Annotated in this window: 18 protein-coding genes; 7 read left to right on the top strand and 11 right to left on the bottom strand. The window is 75.2% G+C overall.

The features are described 5' to 3' along the window. Positions 1 to 394 precede the first annotated feature (394 nt). On the top strand, positions 395 to 1,027 hold the full coding sequence (locus tag FHX40_RS11055) for a hypothetical protein (protein ID WP_142259522.1): 633 nt from the start codon (positions 395 to 397) through the stop codon (positions 1,025 to 1,027). After that, complete coding sequence (locus FHX40_RS11060) at positions 1,024 to 1,398, top strand: hypothetical protein (protein WP_170198796.1); 375 nt, start codon at positions 1,024 to 1,026, stop codon at positions 1,396 to 1,398. The genes FHX40_RS11055 and FHX40_RS11060 overlap by 4 nt, the downstream gene beginning before the upstream one ends. Positions 1,399 to 1,679: 281 nt before the next feature. Here FHX40_RS11060 and argG read toward each other — a convergent pair whose 3' ends face one another. Together argG and FHX40_RS11070 are read right to left on the bottom strand one after the other, a co-directional pair. Next, on the bottom strand, positions 1,680 to 3,128 hold the full coding sequence (gene argG, locus FHX40_RS11065; protein ID WP_142259524.1) for an argininosuccinate synthase: 1,449 nt from the start codon (positions 3,126 to 3,128) through the stop codon (positions 1,680 to 1,682). A gap of 125 nt (positions 3,129 to 3,253) precedes the next feature. Continuing rightward, positions 3,254 to 4,189: a TetR/AcrR family transcriptional regulator gene (locus tag FHX40_RS11070; protein WP_170198797.1), complete on the bottom strand. Its 936-nt coding sequence runs from the start codon at positions 4,187 to 4,189 to the stop codon at positions 3,254 to 3,256. Positions 4,190 to 4,359: 170 nt separating this feature from the next. On the opposite strand from FHX40_RS11070, the gene FHX40_RS11075 reads away from it, so the two are divergent. Then, positions 4,360 to 5,622: an MFS transporter gene (locus FHX40_RS11075; RefSeq protein WP_229788166.1), complete on the top strand. Its 1,263-nt coding sequence runs from the start codon at positions 4,360 to 4,362 to the stop codon at positions 5,620 to 5,622. 156 nt (positions 5,623 to 5,778) lie between these two features. On the opposite strand, the gene FHX40_RS11080 is transcribed toward FHX40_RS11075, so the two are convergent. Then, positions 5,779 to 6,984 (bottom strand): cysteine desulfurase-like protein, encoded by a 1,206-nt coding sequence (locus FHX40_RS11080; RefSeq protein WP_142259527.1) that lies wholly within the window; start codon positions 6,982 to 6,984, stop codon positions 5,779 to 5,781. Between the two features lie 182 nt (positions 6,985 to 7,166). Between FHX40_RS11080 and FHX40_RS11085 the strand changes: the two genes are divergently transcribed. Further along, positions 7,167 to 7,688, top strand: a complete 522-nt coding sequence (locus FHX40_RS11085) for a beta-class carbonic anhydrase (protein WP_142259528.1) — start codon at positions 7,167 to 7,169, stop codon at positions 7,686 to 7,688. A 613-nt stretch (positions 7,689 to 8,301) separates the two neighbouring features. Here the strand turns inward: FHX40_RS11085 and FHX40_RS11090 are convergent. Next, positions 8,302 to 9,384: a hypothetical protein gene (locus FHX40_RS11090; RefSeq protein WP_244941592.1), complete on the bottom strand. Its 1,083-nt coding sequence runs from the start codon at positions 9,382 to 9,384 to the stop codon at positions 8,302 to 8,304. A 391-nt stretch (positions 9,385 to 9,775) separates the two neighbouring features. Here FHX40_RS11090 and FHX40_RS11095 point away from each other — a divergent pair, with 391 nt between their 5' ends. Continuing rightward, positions 9,776 to 11,026: a cytochrome P450 gene (locus FHX40_RS11095; RefSeq protein WP_425329291.1), complete on the top strand. Its 1,251-nt coding sequence runs from the start codon at positions 9,776 to 9,778 to the stop codon at positions 11,024 to 11,026. A 213-nt stretch (positions 11,027 to 11,239) separates the two neighbouring features. Further along, positions 11,240 to 11,899, top strand: coding sequence for a class I SAM-dependent methyltransferase (locus FHX40_RS26050; protein ID WP_142259531.1), 660 nt, complete (start codon positions 11,240 to 11,242; stop codon positions 11,897 to 11,899). A 57-nt stretch (positions 11,900 to 11,956) separates the two neighbouring features. On the opposite strand, the gene FHX40_RS11105 is transcribed toward FHX40_RS26050, so the two are convergent. The 3 genes from FHX40_RS11105 to FHX40_RS11115 all read right to left on the bottom strand — a co-directional run bounded on the left by FHX40_RS11105 (position 11,957) and on the right by FHX40_RS11115 (position 14,270). Then, positions 11,957 to 12,331, bottom strand: a complete 375-nt coding sequence (locus FHX40_RS11105; protein WP_142259532.1) for a DoxX family protein — start codon at positions 12,329 to 12,331, stop codon at positions 11,957 to 11,959. Positions 12,332 to 12,471: 140 nt separating this feature from the next. Further along, the gene (locus FHX40_RS11110; RefSeq protein WP_142259533.1) at positions 12,472 to 13,146 is read right to left on the bottom strand and encodes a response regulator; all 675 of its coding nucleotides are present in this window, start codon (positions 13,144 to 13,146) and stop codon (positions 12,472 to 12,474) included. Beyond that, on the bottom strand, positions 13,143 to 14,270 hold the full coding sequence (locus FHX40_RS11115; RefSeq protein ID WP_142259534.1) for a sensor histidine kinase: 1,128 nt from the start codon (positions 14,268 to 14,270) through the stop codon (positions 13,143 to 13,145). The genes FHX40_RS11110 and FHX40_RS11115 overlap by 4 nt, the downstream gene beginning before the upstream one ends. 220 nt (positions 14,271 to 14,490) lie before the next feature. Between FHX40_RS11115 and FHX40_RS11120 the strand changes: the two genes are divergently transcribed. Then, the gene (locus FHX40_RS11120; protein WP_229788168.1) at positions 14,491 to 14,964 is read left to right on the top strand and encodes a DUF6223 family protein; all 474 of its coding nucleotides are present in this window, start codon (positions 14,491 to 14,493) and stop codon (positions 14,962 to 14,964) included. A 93-nt stretch (positions 14,965 to 15,057) separates the two neighbouring features. On the opposite strand, the gene FHX40_RS26255 is transcribed toward FHX40_RS11120, so the two are convergent. From FHX40_RS26255 to FHX40_RS11140, 4 genes are all read right to left on the bottom strand, one after another. Continuing rightward, positions 15,058 to 17,352, bottom strand: coding sequence for a TSUP family transporter (locus FHX40_RS26255; RefSeq protein ID WP_142259535.1), 2,295 nt, complete (start codon positions 17,350 to 17,352; stop codon positions 15,058 to 15,060). Positions 17,353 to 17,439: 87 nt separating this feature from the next. Further along, the gene (locus FHX40_RS11130; RefSeq protein ID WP_142259536.1) at positions 17,440 to 18,006 is read right to left on the bottom strand and encodes a rhodanese-like domain-containing protein; all 567 of its coding nucleotides are present in this window, start codon (positions 18,004 to 18,006) and stop codon (positions 17,440 to 17,442) included. Positions 18,007 to 18,773: 767 nt separating this feature from the next. Beyond that, entirely contained in the window at positions 18,774 to 19,292 is a 519-nt protein-coding gene (locus FHX40_RS11135; RefSeq protein WP_229788169.1) for a GNAT family N-acetyltransferase, read from the bottom strand. Positions 19,293 to 19,396: 104 nt separating this feature from the next. Next, a complete protein-coding gene (locus FHX40_RS11140; protein WP_142259538.1) occupies positions 19,397 to 19,981 on the bottom strand; it encodes a helix-turn-helix domain-containing protein in 585 nt (194 codons plus the stop codon). Positions 19,982 to 20,010 lie beyond the last annotated feature (29 nt).

Genomic DNA, 20,010 nt, shown 5'->3' on the forward strand with positions numbered 1-20,010 from the left:
TCGGTGTTCCGTTGTTCACCATCCTGCGTGCATTTGCGACGGGCGAGCCGCCGTATCGGCCGGCATCGGCCTGTCGGGTCGCGTGACACGTCCGCCCATCCGGCCGGCGTGGCAGGTGGATTCGCGCGCCTACGGCGCCGACCGGCGGTTTGTTGCCCTGGCCGGCTGCGCCAGGCTCCGCCACCTGGGCGAAGTCCACCCGAGGAAGGCGCGCACGCCCCGCGCCCGAGATGTCGCCTTAATCCGCTAAACCCCATACGCGCCGAGTGGTATTGATGCGCGATTAACGCCGAAAATCCCATGCAGACACATTTCCGACGGTGTTTAATTCGCGGCGCGATGCGGGAGGATATTGGCGCACGGGGGAAATTGATATTTATTACGGGGGATTTTCATGCGCTCACCTTCTCTGCTGGCCTCCGGCCTGAGCGGCGTCGCCCTGGCCGCGACCCTGACGGGGACGATCACGCCCGGCCACGCGCAGGCCACGCGGTTCGTGCCCTGCAGCGGCCCCAACGGCGGACCCGACGGCCTCGTCCAGGCGATCAACCAGGTGCAGAACAACGGGGGCTCCGCTCTCATCGAGCTGGAGAAGGGATGCACCTACACCTTCACCGCTCCGCGGGGAGGCAACAACGCCCTCCCCGTCATCACCGGCAGGATCGCGATAACCGGCAAGAACGCGGTGATCGCCCGCTCCGCCAACGCCGCCACCGATTTCCGCATCGCCGAGGTGGCTCCCAGCGGCTTCCTCTCGCTGACCGGCGTGACCATCAGGGGCGGCTCCACCACCGGCAACGGCGGAGGGATCCTCAACCGGGGCACCCTGTCCCTGAAGTTCACCACCCTCACCGGTAACAAGGCCCGCAACGGCAGCGGAGGCGGCTTCGCCGCCACCGAGGGCTCGCTGACGCTGCTTTACCGCAGCACGATCAGCGGAACACCGCCGCACTCGGCGGCGGCGGGGTCACATTCCAGGGCACCCTCCGGGCGATCGCCACCCTCTTCACCCGCAACGCGGCCGTGATCGGCGGGGCGCTGGCGCTGAGCGGGCAGAGCAAGCTGGTCGGCAGCGTCGTCACCGGCAACCATGCACTGGGTGAGGGAGGCGGAATCGTCAGCAGCGGGAGCGTGCAGATCCGGGACAGCAAGATCACCCGGAACACCGCCGACACGGGCGGCGGGCTGTACGCCGACAACGCAGCCGTCGCCGAGTTCCTCAGGAGCCACGTCACCGCCAACAAGGCCAGGACCACGGGCGGCGGGATCTTCGCCGTGGGGACCGTCACCCTCCAGAAGAGCAGGGTCACCGGCAACGTCCCCGACAACTGCGCGGGCCCGGCCACGGTTCCCGGCTGCGTGAACAAGGTCAAGGACCCCGCCGCGATCAGGCGCTAGGGCCCGGCGAGGCCGTACCGGCCGCGCCGTTGGACGCACGGGCCGGGTCTGGGACGCGGCCGAGCGCGCGCCGGCGGGCGGCGTCACCGGCCCCGCGGCGCGGCATGGGGCCCGGCCCTGGCCACGGCCCGGACCGGGCACGCTGCCGCACCACGGGGCCGTGCTCCCCGGGGCCGGGGAACCGGGCAGCCCGCCGGGCCGGGTGTGCCAGGCAACGCGTCGCGCCCCGGGGGTGGTGAGGCCCCGGGGCGCGATGGCGTGGTGCGATGTGGTGCGGCCGGTCAGTCGGTGCCGGACTCCATCGCGGCGCTGTCGAGCAGCTCGTCACCGGTCTCGGCGGGGCCGCCGGAGGCGATCGCCTCGGCGCCGCCCGCGGGCATGGTGCCGATCAGCTTGCTCGCGGTGACCGGCGCGGCCCCGACCAGGGCCGGGTGCGGGCTGCCGACCATGCCGAGCTCGGCGTAGCGCTCGAGCTTGGCGCGGGAGTCGGCGATGTCGAGGTTGCGCATGGTGAGCTGGCCGATGCGGTCGAGCGGGCCGAACGCGGCGTCCTCGACGCGCTCCATCGACAGCTTGTCCGGGTGGTAGCTGAAGCCCTCGCCCTGGGTGTCGAGGATCGAGTAGTCGTCGCCGCGGCGCAGCCGGAGCGTGACCTCGCCGGTGATCGCGGCGCCGACCCAGCGCTGCAGCGCCTCGCGCAGCATGAGCGCCTGCGGGTCGAGCCAGCGGCCCTCGTACAGCAGCCGGCCCAGGCGGCGGCCCTCGACGTGGTAGGCGGTGATGGTGTCCTCGTTGTGGATGGCGTTGACCAGCCGCTCGTAGGCGATGTGCAGCAGCGCCATCCCGGGCGCCTCGTAGATGCCGCGGCTCTTGGCCTCGATGATGCGGTTCTCGATCTGGTCGGACATGCCAAGGCCGTGGCGGCCGCCGATGGCGTTGGCCTCCAGGACCAGGTCGACGGCCGAGGCGAACTCCTTGCCGTTGATGGTGACCGGCCGGCCCTGCTGGAAGCCGATCGTGACGTCCTCGGGCTCGATCTCGACCTTGGGGTCCCAGAACCGCACGCCCATGATCGGCTCGACGATCTCGATGCCGTTGTCGAGGTGCTCCAGCGCCTTGGCCTCGTGGGTCGCGCCCCAGATGTTGGCGTCGGTGGAGTAGGCCTTCTCCACGCTGTCCCGGTACGGCAGGCCGCGCTCGGCGAGCCACTTGGACATCTCGGTGCGGCCGCCCAGCTCGGCGACGAACGCCGGGTCGAGCCAGGGCTTGTAGATGCGCAGCGACGGGTTGGCGAGCAGGCCGTAGCGGTAGAACCGCTCGATGTCGTTGCCCTTGAAGGTGGAGCCGTCGCCCCAGATCTGCACGCCGTCCTCGAGCATGGCGCGCACCAGCAGGGTGCCGGTCACGGCGCGGCCGAGCGGGGTGGTGTTGAAGTAGACGCGGCCGCCGGACCGGATGTGGAAGGCGCCGCAGGCGAGGGCGGCCAGCCCTTCCTCCACCAGGGCCGCCTTGCAGTCGACGAGCCGGGCCACCTCCGCCCCGTAGGCGGTGGCGCGACCGGGCACCGAGGCGATGTCGGGCTCGTCGTACTGGCCGACGTCCGCGGTGTATGCGCAGGGCACCGCCCCCTTCTCGCGCATCCACGCGACCGCTACAGAGGTGTCGAGGCCGCCGGAGAAGGCGATGCCGACACGTTCACCGACAGGCAGGGAGGTAAGGACCTTGGACACGGACCAAAGTATATGCACACCAATGCATGATCATGCAACCTAGGGTGTGGTGAGCCGCGCCACGGCCATGGCCGCCGCGCCGTACGGCCGGGCCGGCAGCCGGGGCGGGTGCGGCGGCGGGGAGGTCAGGGGCGGCGTTCCGCGGGCGGTGTGCCCAGGTGGAGGGCGAGGCCGTCGAGCATGCGCTGCAGGCCGAACTCGAACTCCTCGTCCAGTCCGACGTCCTCCTGGTCCTCCGCGGCGATCCGCGCCAGCAGCGGGTACGGCCCGCTGGTGGCCAGCGCGCGCCAGCGCTCGCGGTTCAGCTCCCACCACCGCTCCTTGGCGATTCCGGTGCGGCGCTCGGCGTCCATGTCGTTGACCAGGAACATCGCCATGCCCTGCACATAGCCGGTCACGGTGACCACGGCCCTGACCATGGTGGGCGGATCGTGGCTCAGCCCCTCGGCGGCGCGCAGCAGCCACTCGGTCGTCGCCATCCCGCGCGGCACCAGCCGCGGCCGGGTCGCCGACAGCACCTGCAGCAGCCAGGGGTGGCGCCGGTACAGCGCCCACATGGCCCGGGCGTAGGCGGCCAGCCGTTCCCGCCAGCCGTCCGGCCCGGCGGCGGACGAGGCGACCTCGGCCCGCTCCAGCACGGCCTCGGCCATCAGGTCGACCAGGTCGTCCTTGCCGGAGACGTGGCGGTACAGCGACATCGTGCCGGCGCCCAGGGCGGCGGCCACCCGGCGCATCGACAGCGCCTCCAGTCCCTCCCGGTCGGCGATCTCGAGGGCGGCGCGGACGATGCGGTCCAGGCTGAGCGCGTCCCTGCCGTCCGCCTCCCGGCCGGTGCCGGCCTCCTGCGGCCCGGTCTCACCCGGCGCGTCGATCGGCGCGCGGCCGGCGGCGGGTGTGTCCTGCCGCAGTGCCTGCTCGCGCCGTCCGGCACGCTCGGCCAGGCGTGCCCGGTAGGCGCGCGCCTGGCAGGCCCGCGAGCAGTAGCGCGGGCGGCGGCCCCGGGCGGCGGGGGCCAGCGTCGCGCCGCACACCAGGCAGCTCCGCACGGTCTCGCCCGCCATGATTTCGTCACACCCCCCGTGGTGCCGTGAGGAAACCCGAACCCGCTTCATTGTGACGTTTTTAGTGACGTAAATCAATCAGATCTCGATTTACCGCGCAAAATCCGGGAGATGCTTATCCGGACGTACGGTGTATGCGTCATTGCATACGACGTACGCAAGGAGTGACGTTGGCGCACCCGACGAAGGCAGGCGCCAGGGACTGGGCCGGGCTGGCGGTGCTCACCCTGCCCTGCGTGCTGGTCTCGATGGACATCTCGGTGCTCTACCTCGCGCTCCCCCTGCTGAGCGCGGACCTCGCCCCCACCGCGACGCAGACGTTGTGGATCGTCGACGTCTACGGGTTCCTGCTGGCCGGGTTCCTGCTGGAGCGCTTCTGGTGGGGGTCGGTGTTCCTGCTCAACACCCCCGTGATGCTGGCGCTGCTCGTGGCGGCGCCGCTGCTGGTCCCCGAGCATCGCGACCCGGCGCCGGGCAGGCTCGACCTGGCCGGTGTGGCGCTCTCGCTCGCCGCCGTGCTCCCGGTGGTGTACGGGGTGAAGCTGCTGGCCGAGGACGATCCGGGCTGGGCGGCGCCGGTCGCCGTGGCGTCCGGGCTCGCCGCCGGGGCGCTGTTCGCCCGCCGCCAGGCGCGCTCGGCCCATCCGCTGATCGACCCCGGGCTGCTGCGCTCCAGGACGGTCGCCGTGCCGCTGGCCGTCAACTCGCTGACCATGTTCGCCCTGGTGGGCGTGATGCTGTTCACCGCGCAGTACCTGCAGCTGGTCGCCGGGCTGGGCCCGCCGGCGGCCGCGCTGTGGATGCTGCCCGCGATGCTCGCCACGGTGGCCGGGGTGGCGGCGGCCACGGTGCTGGCGCGCCGCCTGTCGCTGGGCGCGGTCATCGCCACCGGGCTCACCACGGCCGTGGCCGGCCTGCTGGCGGCCACGCGCCTTGAGGTCGGCTCCTCCCCCGCCTTCCTGGTGGGGTGCGCTGGGGTCCTCGCGGCGGGCGTGGGGATGGTCGCCACGTCGGCCACCGATGCGGTCGTGGCGGGCGCGCCGCCGGAGCGGGCGGGCGGCGTCTCGGCGCTGTCGGAGGCGGGCACCGAGCTGGGCGGGGCGCTGGGCGTCGCCGTGCTGGGCACGATCGCCGCCGCCGTCTACCGTGCGCGTTCGGCGCCGCCGTACCTGCCCGAGGTCCCCGGCGAGCCGGCGGCATCGGCCCGCGAGACGCTCGCCGGGGCCGTCGCCGCCGCCGCGCAGGCGCCGCCGTACCTGCGCGAACCCATGTTGGAGGCGGCCTTCGCCGCGTTCGTCTCCGGCCTGCGGGTCACCTGCCTGGTCGCCGCCGCCGTCCTGGCCTGCGCGGCCGTGCTCGCCGCCGTCCTGCTGCGGAAGGCGCGGCCGGGCGCGCCGTCCCCGCAGCCCCACCGCGACCCGCCCGCCGGGTGAGGCACGCCGGTCCGGTACGGCGAGAGCGGGGCGTGGCCCCGGCGGCGGCAACGGCGTGCCGGCCGGGGCCGGCCGGGACGCGCCGCGGCCCTCGGACGCCACGGCCTGCCGCCTGCGTCATGCTCGCCGTACCGGACCTGTGCGCCCGCGGGAGGGTCAGGGCGCCAGCTCCTCCAACGCGGCCAGCAGCCGGTCGACGTCGGAGCGGTCGTTGTAGTGCACCAGCCCCGCCCGTACGGCCGAGCCGTGGTCGCGGATGCCGAACGCGCCGGTGACCTCCCAGGCGTAGCAGTGCCCGTCCCACACGTTGATCTTGCGGGCGGCCAGGTGCTCGGCGACCCGGCGCGGGCTGTGGCCGTCGACGGTGAAGTAGACGGTGGCGGTACGGCGGGCCGGGGAGCCGATCAGGTGCACGTGCGGCAGCGCGGCCAGGCGCTCGCACAGGTAGGCGAGCTCGGCCTGCTCGTAGGCCTCGACCGCGGCCATCGAGGTCAGCACGCGGCGGCGGCGCGACCCGGTGGCGTGCGGGTCGAGCCCGGCCAGGTGGTCGACGGCCGCGGCCACCCCGGCCAGGTCGGCGAACGGCAGCGTGCCGGTCTCGAACCGGTCGGGGATGTGGTCGGGCGCGGAGGCGAGCTTGTCCGGCCGCAGCCGCTCCAGCAGGGCCGGGGCGGCGATGACCGCCCCGACGTGCGGGCCGCACCACTTGTAGGCGCTGGTGGCGTAGAAGTCGGCGCCGAGCGCGAGGACGTCGATCGGGGTGTGCGGGGTGGCGTGCACGCCGTCGACGTACACCAGCGCCCCGGCGTCGTGGGCCTTGCGGGCGATGCGCGGCACGTCGGGCATGGTGCCGAGCACGTTGCTGGCGGCGGTGACGGCGACCAGGCGGGTGCGTTCGGAAAGCAGCTCGTCGTACTGGGCGGCGGGCAGCTCACCGGAGGGCACCTCCACCTCGGCCCAGCGCACCACGGCGCCGGCGGCCTTGGCGGCCTGCACCCAGGGGCGCACGTTGGCGTCGTGGTCGAGGCGGGAGACGATGATCTCGTCCCCGGGGCGCCACTGCCGGGCCAGGGTGCCCGCGAACCGGTAGGTGAGGGTGGTCATGTTGGGGCCGAACACCACCCCGTCGGGGTCGCCGCCGACCAGGTCGGCGACGGCGCGGCGGGCCTCGGCGACGATCGCGTCGGATCGGGCGCTGGCGGCGAACGCCCCGTGGGCGTTGCCGATGCCCGCGGTGTAGGCGGCGACGATGGCGTCGATGACCGGCTGCGGCATCTGGGTCCCGGCGGCGGCGTCCAGCCAGGCCCAGCCGTCGGACAGTGCGGGATAAAGGGCACGTACCCGGGCGACGTCAAAGCTCATGCTCCATGATTTCCCGGCCCGTCCGCGCCCCGGCAGGCACCCCCGGCCTATGCCGCACTTCGCCGCGGGCCCGGCGGTGAGACGCGCCGGGACGTCCGGAAGCCCCCGCCCGCCGGGGGTTCGGTCATCGGCCGTCGCGAAATCTTTGACACCGGGTGGCGTGGTGCGCTGTCCTCACATGCGTGAATGCGTTCGATGACCTGCTTGCCGCCAACGCCGAGTACGCCGCCGCCTTCGAGCACTCCGGGCTGACCGGGAAGGCCGCCCGAGGGCTTGCGGTGGTCACCTGCATGGACTCGCGCATCGACCCGCTGGGCCTGCTGGGGCTGCGGCCGGGCGACGCCAAGATCCTGCGGAACGCGGGCGCCCGCGTCACCGACGACGTGCTGCGCACCCTGGTGCTGGCGGTGTTCCTGCTGGGCGTCGAACGGGTGCTGGTGATGCCGCACACCGACTGCGGCATGACCAAGGTGACCGACGCGGACGTGCACGAGCTCACCGCCCGCCAGGGGGTGGACACCCGCAGCATCGACTTCCACACCATCCCCGACCAGGAAAAAGCGCTGCGCCACGACCTGACCAAGATCCGCAGCAGCCCGTTCCTGCCCCCGGGCATGCCGGTCGGCGGCGCCATCTACGACGTGCGCACCGGCAGGCTCCAGCCGGTCGACCTTGGCGCACCCCTCAACGGAACACTGGCCTGACCCGCCGGTGCCGCCCGGCCTCCGGGCGCGGGGAGCGGCCGGCCGCCCGCAGCTCATGGGGTCCGCCCGCCCGCCGGTCGCGGGCGCGGCGGTGACGACACCGAGGCACGGTGTGCTCGCGGCGGCGCATCCGGCCCTCATCTCCGTACGGCCACGCGGTGCGGCCGCCCGACGGGGTGGCCCGCAGAGCCAGGATGGGGGTCCGGATGGCGCCAGCGTTCCGCTGGCGATCGCGAGCAGGCGGAATCGGCGAGCAGAGCTCTCTCCCCGGCCGATGCGCGGGCACGGTCCCCGCCGGTCGGCTTCCGTTTCCCGCGAGCAGGCCGTACGGCGGGCGGCCGCTGGTGGCGTGCCGGCGCCTCGGGCACGATGAGCCGCCCGGCAGCGGCGTCCTCATGCCGCGCCGCATCGGCTCGCTCCGGCGGCGTCCGCTCGGCCGCCCCTCGCGGCCGGGGAGCCCGCACGGGCCGGGTCCCCGCCCTGATCGGCCGGACCCGGCGCGTGCCGGACACGAGCGGCGGGTGGCGGCGCCGGGGCGGCTGCGCACCGCTTCGAAAATCCAGCGGAAAAGGCCGGAAAAGGAGCGCGGCCCGCGGTGTCGCGGGGACGGCGGTCACGACCGGCGGGCGCGCAGCTCGGCGGCGACGGCGCGTTCGCGCAGCTCGGCGGCCTCGGCGCGGGCGGCCTTGAGCTGCTCGCGCAGGTCGCGGACGAGGGCCTGGTGGACCGACAGCTCCCGGCGCAGCCGGTCGCGCTCGGCCTCGGCCTCGCGTGCGCGCCGCTCGGCGTCGGCGACGCGGGCTGCTGCCTCGCGTTCGGCCTTGGCCGCCTGCGCCTCGGCCATCTCGGCGCGGGCGCGGGCCGCGGCGGCGTCGGCGAGGGCCTCGGCGCGGGCCTGCTCGGCTGCCTCCGCGCGGGCGACCGCCTTGCGCCGTTCGGCCTCGGCGGTCTCGGCGCGGGCCTGGGCGGCGGCGCCGGCCCGGGCGGCCTTCTCGGCGGCGCGGCGGGCGTGCTCGGCGCCGTCGTGGGCGCGGCCGGACTGGGACCGGGCCTGCTCGGCGGCCTCGATGGCGCGGCGGGCGCGTTCCTCGGCGGCGCGGACCTGGGCGAGCGCCGCGTCGACGCGGTCGGCGAGCTCGCGTACCGCCTGGTCGCGGGCCTGCTCGGCGAGCATGGCGCGGCGCAGCGCCTGGTCGGCGGCGGCCTGGGCGCGGCGTTCGGTGGCGGCGGCCTCGCGCAGCGCGGCCAGTGCCTGCTCGCGGGCGGTCTCGGCGTCGGCGAGGGCGGCGTCGCGTTCGGCGATCGCCGCCTCGGCCTCGCGGCGGGCGGCCTCGGCGGCCTGGCGGGCGAGCCGTACCTGTTCGGCGGCCTGCTCGCGTTCGGCCCAGGCGGCGGCGACGCGGGCGGCGGCCTCGGCCTTCACCGCGCTGATCTTGGCCTCGACGCCGGCCGGGCTGAGCTCCTGGGTGAGCGCGGCGGCGAGCGGGGCGATGGCGGCGGCGAGGCCTTTCTCCATGCGCTCGTACAGCTCCTCGGCCCGGGCGAGCGCGCCCTCGAGGCCGGGGGCGGCGCGGCGGAGCTCGCGTTCCCGTTTGGCGGCGGCCTGGCAGCCCTTGTCCGGGCAGTAGGCGCGGCGCCGTCCGCGGCCGCCGCGCTGCTCGATCGGTGAGCCGCAGTACCTGCAGGGCGTGATCACCGGCGGTCGGGCACCGTCTCCGCGCGACATGACCCGAAATTTAGCATTTCCAATTTCCAGAAATTGGAGTTCGCCGCGAGGTCGGCCGGGTGTGGCCATCCGGGCAGCGGCTGCCCGGATTCGGACGCGCGATCAGGGCAGGCACTGCCCGGATTCGCGCAGGTGATCAGGGCAACCGCTGCCCGGATTCGGCGGTGCCGCGTCCGGCCACTCCCGATCGGCGGCAAAAGGTGCATGACGCGCGTCGGTGCATGTTGTGCACGATCGCCGGAAATGTTCCGGGCGGCGCCGGCACCGGCGACCGGCCGCATCGACGGATCACAGGGAAAGGGGTGTGGTGATGACGAGCACCGGCGAGACCACCGCCACCGCCCAGGCGACCGGCTCCCCCATGCTGATGCACCGGCTGCTCGAGGAGGACCTGCTGGAACGCGGCGGCGGCAGGCCCTTCGACCCGGCGCCCGGCCTGCTGCGGCGGCGCGGCCAGGGCCCGGTGCAGCCGCTCCGGCTGCGCAACGGCGCCCCCGCCTGGCTCGTCACCGGCCTGGACGAGGCCCGCACCGTGCTGTCCGACCCGCGCTTCAGCGCCGACCGGGTCCGCCACCCCGACGCCACCGGCCTGAGCCCGCAGGAGGCCGAGGCCTTCGCCGCCACCGGCGTCGCCCCGGCCCGGCCGCACGTCGAGCGGCGCACCGACGGGATGTTCATCTTCATGGACCCGCCCGAGCACACCCGGCTGCGCAGGCTGCTCACCGGCCAGTTCACGCTGCGCCGCATGAAGGCGCTGGAGTCCCGGATCCGCGAGATCGCGGCCGGCCTCATCGCGGAGATGACCGCGGCCGGCACCGAGGCCGACCTCGTGCCCGCCTACGCGCTGCCCATCCCCTCACTGGTGATCTGCGAGCTGCTCGGCGTCGACCCCGCCGACCGGGCCGGGTTCCAGGAGCGCACCGCGATCTCGCTCAACGTCAAGGCGAGCGAGCAGGAGCGCGCCCGCGCCCAGCTGGAGATGCACGCCTTCATCCAGGGGCTGATCGCGGCCAAGCGGGCCCACCCGGCCGACGACATGCTCTCGGGGCTGGCGCACGAGGCCGACCCGCCGCTGTCCGACGCCCAGCTGGTGGACATCGCGTTGCTGCTGCTCGCCGCCGGGCACGAGACCACCGCCAACATGCTCGGGCTCGGCGCGTTCGCGCTGCTGGAGCACCCCGGGCAGCTCGCCGCGCTGCGCGCCGATCCCTCGCTGCTGGAGACCGCGGTGGAGGAGCTGCTGCGCTACCTGTCGATCGTGCAGATGGGCGTGTCCCGGGTGGCCGTCGAGGAGGTCACGCTCGGCGGGGTGACGATCCCCGCCGGCGGCACGGTGGTCATCGCGATGCCGGAGGCGAACCGCGACCCCCGCCACTGGGACGATCCCGACCGGCTCGACGTGCGCCGCCCCCGCGCGCCGCACCTGGCGTTCGGGCACGGGGTGCACCAGTGCCTGGGCCAGCAGCTGGCGCGGGTGGAGCTGCAGGTGGGGCTGGGCGAGCTGGTCGCCCGGCTGCCGCGGCTGCGGCTCGCCGTACCGGCCGGGCAGGTGCCGCTGCGCAACGACATGCTGATCTTCGGTGTGCATTCGCTGCCCGTGACGTGGGCCTGATTCGGTGCACCGGCCCGGCCCGGGGCGCACTCCGCCGGGTACGACCGGCCCCGGCGCAGGTGTGATCGCCGCGATACGGCGCGCACCGGGCGATCGGGCGGCCGTGATCGTAGAGTGGTCGGCAGTACGCGACGGACCGGACACACGGCTTGGCGGCGCGCGGCGGGCCGGGGTGTCCGCGACCGGACGGGTTGTCGGCAAGGAGAACATCCGATGGGCCTCGCGACACGGCATGACCACACCACCGGCCACACCGGGCACGCCGGGGAGCGGCTGTTCCACCACCCGCTCGTGTTCGAGCTGGCCGCCGAGACGCTGTTCGCCGGGCGGCGGCGGGAGATGTACCTGCGCCTGGCCGCGCTGTCGGGGGTACGGCCGGGCCGCAGGGTGCTGGACGTCGGCTGCGGCACCGGGTACCTGTCGCGCATCCTCGCGGCGGTCGCCGGACCCGAGGGGCACGTGACCGGCGTCGACCCCTCGCCCGACATGATCGGGCGCGCCCGCCGCCAGGCCCCGGCCAACTGCACCTACCTGGTGGGCGAGGGGCAGTCGCTCGAGCTGCCCGACGAGTCGTTCGACGTGGTGGTCTCCAGCCTCACGCTGCACCACGTCCCGCAGGAGCATCGGGCCGCGGTCATGGCCGAGATGTTCCGGGTGCTGCGCCCCGGCGGGCGGCTTCTGGTCGCCGAGTTCCGCCCGCCCGCCAACCCCCTGCTCGCCCGCCTGGTCAACCTGCTCGCCGGCCCGGCCCTGCGGGAGGACACGCGCCGCATGCTCGCCGAGCTCGTCCCCCAGGCCGGCTTCCGGGTGGAGGAGACCGGGGAGCTGCCGGTGGCGCTCCACTACGTGCGGGCCACCCGCCCCGCCGTCTGACCCGCGGCGGCCGTGCCGTACCAGGGCCGCCCCCGGTACGGCACGGCCGCCGCGGGGTCAGAACGCGTACGGGCCGAACCGCCCCCAGGCCACCAGGGCGGCGAGCAGCCCGGCCACCACGTTGACGGCGATCTGGGCGCGCTCCTTGCGGCGCAGGTGGACGACGGCGGCGCCGCACATCAGCAGCACGACACCGGCCGCGGCCAGCGGCGCGAGCACCGGCGCGATCCCGGTGGCCGGGGGCAGGATCAGGCCGGCCGCGGCGAGCACCTCCAGCACGCCGATGAGCCTGACGGTGCGTTCGGGGAAGTCCTCGGTCCAGGTCATCCCGGAGGCGGCCAGGTCCTGCTTCGACCGGGCGAGCTTCATCACGCCGGCGACGAGGAACATCAGCGACAGCAGCCCGGCGATCACCCACAGCACGATGTTCACGCGGTCAATCCTTCCAAGCGGCGCGGCTCCCGGTCCTGGTCGTGGAGGCCGCCGCCGATCTGCGGTCTGGTCTGGAGTTGGAGGGTAGAAGACGGGCGGGCCCGCCCGCGCCGCGGGGCCGTGCCATGCCCGCCCCGGGGTCAGCGGGTACGGCGCGGCGACACCAGCCCGGACTCGTAGGCGAACACCACAAGCTGCGCCCGGTCGCGGGCGCCGAGCTTGGCCATCGCCCGGTTGACGTGGGTTTTCGCGGTCAGCGGGCTGATCACCATGCGCTCGGCGATCTCGTCGTTGGACAGGCCCTGGGCGACGAGGGCGACCGCCTCCCGCTCCCGGTTGGTCAGCTCCTGCAGCCCGGCCGCCGGGGCGGGGCCGCGCGGCCGCTCCGCCTCCTGCACGTAGCGGGCGATGAGCCTGCGGGTGATCGACGGGGCCAGCAGCGCGTCCCCGCGGGCCGCCACCCGCACGGCGTGCAGCAGGTCCTCGGGCACCACGTCCTTGACCAGGAACCCGGCGGCCCCGGCGCGCAGCGCGTCGAGCACGTACTCGTCCATGCCGTAGTTGGTCAAAATCACCACGTGCACGCCGGTCAGGTCCGGGTCGGCGGCGATCCGCCGGGTCGCCTCGATGCCGTCGACGACCGGCATCTGGATGTCGACGAGCGCCACATCCGGCCGGTGGCGGCGGGCCAGCTCGACGGCCGCCGCGCCGTCGCCGGCCTCGGCGACCACCTCGATGTCGTCCTCCAGCTCCAGCAGCGCGCGGAACCCGCTGCGGATGAGCGGCTGGTCGTCGGCGAGCAGGACACGGATCACGGCACACGCTCCACGGGCAGCTCCGCCTCCACGGCAAACCCTCCCTGCTCGCGCGGCCCGGCGCGCAGGCGGCCGCCGAGGGCGGCGACGCGTTCCCGCATGCCGAGCAGGCCCACCCCGGGCACCGGGTCGGCGCCCGGCCGGGCGGTGCCGTCGTCGTCGACGCGGACCGTCACCGCGTCCGGGCGGCATTCGACCCGCACCGCCACGGTGGCCGCGCCGGCGTGGCGGGCGGTGTTGGTGAGCGCCTCCTGCACGATGCGGTAGACGGTGCGGCCCACCGCGGCCGGCACCTCCTGCTGCGGCCCGTCGACGGTCAGCGTGGCGGAAAGGCCCATGTCGCGGGCGCGTCCGACCAGCTCGGACAGGTCGGCCAGGCCGCGGGGCGGGGCGGTGGCGTCGTCGCGCAGCGCCTGCAGGGTGGCGCGCAGCTCCCGGCTCGCCTCCCGTACGGCCTGCCGGATCACCAGCAGTGCCTCCGGCACCTCCTCGCCCCGCTTGCGGGCGGCGTGCACGGCGACCTCGGCCTGCACCTTGATGATCGAGATCTGGTGGGTGAGCGAGTCGTGCAGCTCGCGCGCGATGCGCAGCCGCTCCTCGTCGGCGCGGCGGCGGGCGGTCTCCTCGCGGGTGCGCTCGGCCTCCTCCGCCCGGCGTTCGGCCTGCCGCAGCGCCTCCCCGGCGGCGCCCGCGGCGATCAGCCAGGCCAGCTCCAGCACGCCGCGGGCCTGCGCGAACGCCTCCGCGGCCCCGGCGGCGCCCGAGGCGAGGGCGGCCAGGAGCAGCCCGGCCGGCAGTGCCACGCCCGCGATCACCGCGGCCCGGCGGTGCCCGGCGCGGACGGCGAAGTACACCGCGAACAGGAACGCGACGGCGGGCACGTCGAACCCGGCCGCCTGGTAGCCCGCCACGCACAGCCCGGTGACGGCCAGCACGGCGACCGGGTGGCGGCGCCGCAGGCCCAGGGCCAGGCCGCCGGTGGCCAGCAGCGCGTACCCGGCCGGGGCGGGCAGGGCGCCGGGGTGCGGCCCGGGAAGGCCGACCACCAGCAGCACCGCCGCCACGCAGGCGGCGATCGCCCAGTCGAGGAGGCCGGCGGGCAGGCCGGGCCGTGCCGTACCCATGGGCGCACTCTAACCCGGGGGCCTGCGGGGGCGGATCTTCCGCGGGGAGGAGGCTCGGCTACCGCGTTCGCGGTATGCGGGCGGCCGCTGCCGCGGGTGCGGCAGCCGGGCCGCCGCGGCGGCGGCAGCGGGAAGTGTCCGCGCCGGGCGGACGACGCGGCCCGGGCCCGGCGCCCATCATCGGGCGGAATCGCAGTCGGCAGGACACCAAGGAGCAGCCATGCCGGTTCGTAGCGTTTCCTCCCGGTTCGCATCCGCCGGGCGTACGGCGGTCGCCGCCGGTGCGGGCCTGGCCGCCGCTTTCCTGGCCACGGCCCTGTTCGCCGAGCCCGCCGCGGCGCACGCCGGGCTGCAGCCCGCTCCCGTGGGCGTCGGCTACTGGACGCCCGGGCGCATCTGGTCGGTGGTGGCGGGGACGACGGGCCTGGCGGGCGTCGTCACCGGCGGCCTGGCCCTGGCCCGCGCCGCCGTCCGCGCCCGGGCCGTCACGGTACGGCTGGCCGGGACGGCCGTGACGGCGGGGCTGGCCTGCGCGATCATCGGCGCCCTGGTGGTGGCCGCGGCCGAGGGCGGCCCCGGCACCGGGTACGGCATCGTCGGCGGCGTCATCGACCTGGTGATCGGGCCCGCCGCCATCGCCCTCGGCGGCCTGGCCCTGGCCCGCTCCCGCCGTACCGCCGCGCCCGAGCGCTGACCCGGTACGGCGGGGCGGCAAAGGGGTCCCGTGGCCGGGGCGCGGGCGGCGGGCCGGCCCTGCGCCCCGGCCACGGGACCGTGCCTGGAACGGTCAGGCGGCGGCGGGGGCGACGGTGCGCTTCCAGGCCTGGTAGCCGCCGATCAGGTCGGCCACATCGCCGCGGCCCTCGCGCTCCAGCAGGCTCATCGCGGTGACCGAGCGGCCGCCGCTCGCGCAGTAGACGACCACCGGCCGGTCGGCCGGGACCTCCCCCAGCCGGGCGGGAAGCTCGGCGAGCGGGATCCGGGCCGCGCCGCCGCCCGCGTCCTGGATGGCGCCGTCGGCGGCGGCCTCCCCCTCGTTGCGCACATCGAGCAGGAACGGCGGCGCCTCGCCCTCGAGGGCGGCGCGCAGCTCGGCCGCGGTCATCCGGCGGCTGCGGGCGACCTCGCCGGGCATGGCCAGGAAGGCGGCCTCCGGTTCGCGCAGGTAACCGGCCACGTTGTCGAACCCGATCCGGGCCAGCCGGGTGACCACCTCGCTCTCGCGGTCCTGCGGGGCCACGACGACGATCTCCGCGCCGGGGGCGACGACCATGCCGGCGCGCTCGGCGAACCGGCCGTCGAGGGCGACGTTGATCGAGCCGCGCAGGTGGGCCAGGGCGTAGGACTGGGGGTCGCGGGCGTCGAGGACGACGGCGCCGCCGTCGCGCCGGGCGATCACCTCCTCGGCGGTCAGCGGCACGGCACGGGCGGTCACGTCCAGCAGCCCGTGCCGCTTGCGGTTGAGCACCGCGTCGTACCCGAAGTAGCCGGGGGCGGGCGGCTGCCCCTGGGTGACGAGGGCGACGAACTCCTCCTCGCTCATCGGGGCGCAGGCGTGGTTGGTACGGCGCTGCTCGCCGATGGTGGACCACGGCTCGGCCGAGAGGTTCTTGCCGCAGGCCGACCCGGCGCCGTGGGCGGGGTAGACGCGGGTGCCGTCGGGCAGCTCCATCAGCCGCCGGACGCTGCGGTGGAGCATGCGGGCGAGCTCGCCGGCGCCGTACCCGAGCGAGGCGAGCAGGTCGGGGCGGCCCACGTCGCCGACGAACAGCGTGTCGCCGGTGAGCACCCCGTACGGGGCGGGGTCGGTGGCGTGCTCGTAGACGAGGATGCTGATCGACTCGGGGGTGTGCCCCGGCGTCTCCATGATCTCCAGCACGACGTCGCCGAGCTCGATGCGCTCGCCGTCGGCGAGCCTGCGGATGGGGTACTCGGCCTCGGCGCGGCTGCCGTAGCCGATCCACGCCCCGGTGGCGGCGGCGAGCTCGAGGTGGCCGGCGAGGAAGTCGGCGTGGAAGTGGGTGTTGATCACGCCTTCGATGCGCAGCCCGTGCCGCTCGGCGTCGGCGAGGTACTCGCCGATGTCGCGGCGGGGGTCGACGACGACGGCGCGCCCGGTGGCGCGGTCGCCGACCATGTAGGAGGCCTGGGAGAGGCAGTCGAGGTAGTAGCGGGCGAAGAACATGGTGGATCTCCTTTCGGGTTTCCCGGCACGTCGCGCGGCGGGGCCGGCCGCCCGTCTCGCGGCGAGCAGCGCGGCCGCGGCGACTACCAGGGCGGCGGCGAGCGCGGCGATGCCCCAGCCGGTGCCGAGCAGCGCGGCGGCCAGGCCGGGCGGGGCCTGCCCGGCGAGCACGAACACCCCCATGGCCAGCACGAACCAGCCGAACGCCCGGCGCAGCCGCTCGGCCCGCACCCGCGCGGCGAGCCGACCGCCCGCGACGGCGCCGGCCACGGCCGCGGCGGTGACCGGCAGCGCGACCGGCCAGTCGATCGCGACCGCGTGCAGGTAGCCGGCGAGCCCGGCGAACGACTTCAGCGCGATCACCACCAGCGAGGTGGCCACCGCGGCCGGCATCGGCATGCCGCCGAGCAGCACCAGCGCGGGCACCACGAGGAATCCGCCGCCGGCGCCGACCAGCCCGGTGACCAGCCCGACCGCGGCCCCTTCGGCGAGCACGTGCGCAAGCGGGAGTTCCCCGTCGCGGCGGCGGGCCGGGTGCGGGGTACGGCGGCCGCGGATCATCGCCACGGCGGTGGCGAGCATCATCAGCGCGAAGGCGGCCAGCAGCAGCGGCGCGGGCAGGTGCGGGCCGACCAGGCCTCCGCCGTACGCCCCGGCCATGCCGGCCAGGCCGAAGATCAGGCCGGTGCGCCAGCGGATGCGCCCGGCGCGGGCGTGGCCGGCCAGACCGGCGAGGCTGGTCACGCCGACGACGAACAGGGAGGTGGCGATGGCGGGCTTGGCGGGCATGCCGGCCAGGTAGACCAGCAGCGGGACGGTGAGGATCGACCCGCCGCCGCCGAACAGGCCGAGCGTGACGCCGATGGCCACGGCTCCGGCCACGACCGGAAGGCTCATGCGTACGTACCTCCGCGCGTGCGTCCGGCGGGGTGGTGGTGGCGAAACGGGGCCGGGGGTGCGCCGCGGTGACGGCGGCGGCGCGGGTCAGGCGCGGGGCGCGGGGCAGGCGGCGGTGGTGCCCCGGCCGCGGTTGTAGGGAAGGCGGGCGAGCAGGGCGCCCAGGGCGCAGGTGTCGGTCACGGCGCTGACGACCAGCCCGGCGCCGATCGCGGCGGCGGCCAGGCGCAGGCCGGGCAGCCACAGGTCGGCGACGAGCGCGGCCAGCACGATCGCGCCCGCGGTGAGGCGTACCTGGCGTTCCAGGCTCCACCGCGGCCGGCCGCGGACCACCGGTCCCCCGGCGGCGATCCAGGCGTTCATGCCGCCGGAGAGCACCTTGGCCCCGGACATCCCGGCCTCGCACAGCCGCTTGTGGGCGCGGGTGGCGCGTGCCCCGGACTGGCAGATGAGCAGCACGGTGCCGCCCGCGTCGGCGACGACGCGCCGCAGGTGGTCGTCGACCTGCTCGAGCGGCAGGTTGATCGCGCCCTCGATGTGCGCGGACTCGAACTCGCCGGGGGTGCGCACGTCGACGACGAGCACGTCGGGGTTGGTGGCGATCAGCGCCTGCGCGGTGACGGCGTCGACGTGTGAGGAGTGGTCAGGGTTCATGGCTCCCCCATCTCGAATACCCGTAGGGGTATCTCACTTGCCTGTCTTTATACCCTGGGGGGTACCTGACGGGCAAACGGGACCGGTCGAAACGGCCCAGCCCTTGGTGGGCCGTACGCGCGGTGTGGCCTGTGCGCGCCATGACGGGCACCTGCCGCGGCGGACCGCCGTACCGCGTGGCCGCGCGCAACCCGGGAAGCGCACCCGCCGGTGTGTGGACGTGCTCACCGGTGCCGTCATCGCTGTGCACGCGATCGGCGCAGGGAAAGGTGCGTGAGTCCTGACGCCGGGTGGGGGGACGGGCGCGGCATGCGTACGTGACGCTCTCGATCACCCGGCTCACATCGGCGAGGCCGATCCTGCGGCGCAGGCCGGCCTGCACCTTCCGCGCGCCAAGAAGACGAGTGGCCACCCCGTCAAACCCCGCTGCCGGACCTGGGAGCCACGGCGCAGTCGAGCGCTATCTCCAGAAGCCCTCTCCGGAGGGGCGCACAGGCGGCCACCTGACCGAGTACGGCACCGGAACGCCGCGTGACGGCGGCGAAGACGGGCGGGTGCGGGCGACCGCTCGGTTCACCGCATCGCGTCCGCCCGGCCAGACCGGTCACGCCGCCGGCGAACCGCGAGGCGGGCCTGCGACCGCCCGGCACCGATCGGCGCGCGCAGGCCCGCCCTGTGTGCACGCACACCCGAAGAGGGCCGGGCATCACGGGCGGTTCCGCTCTGCCGCCATGAACAATCCCATCCGGCGGCGCCCCCACGGGTGCCTACACCAGGCGCTTGTAGTAAAAGCCGGCGTCCTCCGGCACGCCGTTCGGGTCGGTCGCATATCCGGGCACCACGCCGTATCTGGTCCAGCCCGCCGAGCCGTACAGGTGATCGGCGGGGCTGCCGGCCACGGTGTCCAGCAGCAACAGGGTGAGCCCGGCCTGCGCGGCGCCCTGCTCGGCCGTGCGCAGCAGGGCGCGGCCGAGGCCCCGGCCGCGCGCGTCGGGGTGGACCATGAGCTTGACGATCTCGCCGCGGTGCGCGGCGTTCGCCTGCGGCGGCAGGGACAGGCTGACGGTCCCGGCGATGCCGGACGGGCCGCGGGCGACCCAGACGGTGAGGCGGCCGTCCGCCACCTCCGGCTGCCGCTCCCGCCACCAGTCGGCGGCCGCGCGGCGGTCGAAGGGCGCCAGGAAACCCACGGACGCGCCGCCGGCGACCACGTCGGCGAGCAGCCCGCCCAGCTCCTCCACGTGGCGGCCGAACTCCTCCGGCGACAGCCGCTCGATCGTGTGCACGGCCCTTCCCCTCTCTCCGGGCTCTGCCTCGCCGCACGGCGAGCGGTCCGCATGCCGCGCGGTACGGCCGGGCGCTCCGGTGCACCCGGCAGGACGCGGACGGCTCATGGGGAGATCACCGCCAGCAGGTAGCGGACCGGGCCGGGACCGGGGCAGCGGAACCGGGTCGGGCCCCACAGGCGGAACCGCAGGCAGTCCCCCGCCTCGACGCGGTGGACGTCGCCGCCGACGGTGACCTCCAGCACGCCGTCGAGCACCCAGATGTGCTGCTCCAGCCCGGGCACGGACGGCTCGTCGTAGCGGATGTCGGCGCCCGGCCGCAGCGTGCCCTCCACCAGCTCGCCGCGCAGCCCCGGGTGGGGCGGCGACACCGACCGCCGGACGAAACCCGACCCCTCGTCCCGCCACACCGGCTGCCGGTCGGCCGCGATCAGCCTCGGCGGCTCCTGCTCCACCTCGGCGAGCAGGCGTGACATCGTCCGCCCGTAGGCCGCGCACAGCTTGTTCAGCAGCGCCGCCGTGGGGCTGATCTGCCCCCGCTCCAGCCGCGACAGCGTCGAGCGGCTCACCCCCGTACGGCCGGCCAGCTCCTCCAGTGACCAGCCGTGTTCCTCGCGCAGCCGTGCCAGCCGCCCGGCCAGCCGCGCCTCCACCTCCGCACCCTGCCCCGCACCACCGCGATCTCCCATATCAGAGAGAATATCCCAGATATGAGAAC

The organism is Thermopolyspora flexuosa (assembly GCF_006716785.1).
Lineage (GTDB): Bacteria > Actinomycetota > Actinomycetes > Streptosporangiales > Streptosporangiaceae > Thermopolyspora > Thermopolyspora flexuosa.

Bases quoted from the DNA above. Each gene is read 5' to 3' on its own strand.
- FHX40_RS11055 (WP_142259522.1), top strand. From the start codon at position 395: ATGCGCTCACCTTCTCTGCTGGCCTCCGGCCTGAGCGGCGTCGCCCTG.
- FHX40_RS11070 (WP_170198797.1), bottom strand. From the start codon at position 4,189: ATGGCGGGCGAGACCGTGCGGAGCTGCCTGGTGTGCGGCGCGACGCTG.
- FHX40_RS11080 (WP_142259527.1), bottom strand. From the start codon at position 6,984: ATGAGCTTTGACGTCGCCCGGGTACGTGCCCTTTATCCCGCACTGTCC.
- FHX40_RS11095 (WP_425329291.1), top strand. From the start codon at position 9,776: ATGCTGATGCACCGGCTGCTCGAGGAGGACCTGCTGGAACGCGGCGGC.
- FHX40_RS26050 (WP_142259531.1), top strand. From the start codon at position 11,240: ATGGGCCTCGCGACACGGCATGACCACACCACCGGCCACACCGGGCAC.
- FHX40_RS11115 (WP_142259534.1), bottom strand. From the start codon at position 14,270: ATGGGTACGGCACGGCCCGGCCTGCCCGCCGGCCTCCTCGACTGGGCG.
- FHX40_RS11120 (WP_229788168.1), top strand. From the start codon at position 14,491: ATGCCGGTTCGTAGCGTTTCCTCCCGGTTCGCATCCGCCGGGCGTACG.
- FHX40_RS26255 (WP_142259535.1), bottom strand. From the start codon at position 17,352: ATGAGCCTTCCGGTCGTGGCCGGAGCCGTGGCCATCGGCGTCACGCTC.
- FHX40_RS11130 (WP_142259536.1), bottom strand. From the start codon at position 18,006: ATGAACCCTGACCACTCCTCACACGTCGACGCCGTCACCGCGCAGGCG.
- FHX40_RS11140 (WP_142259538.1), bottom strand. From the start codon at position 19,981: ATGGGAGATCGCGGTGGTGCGGGGCAGGGTGCGGAGGTGGAGGCGCGG.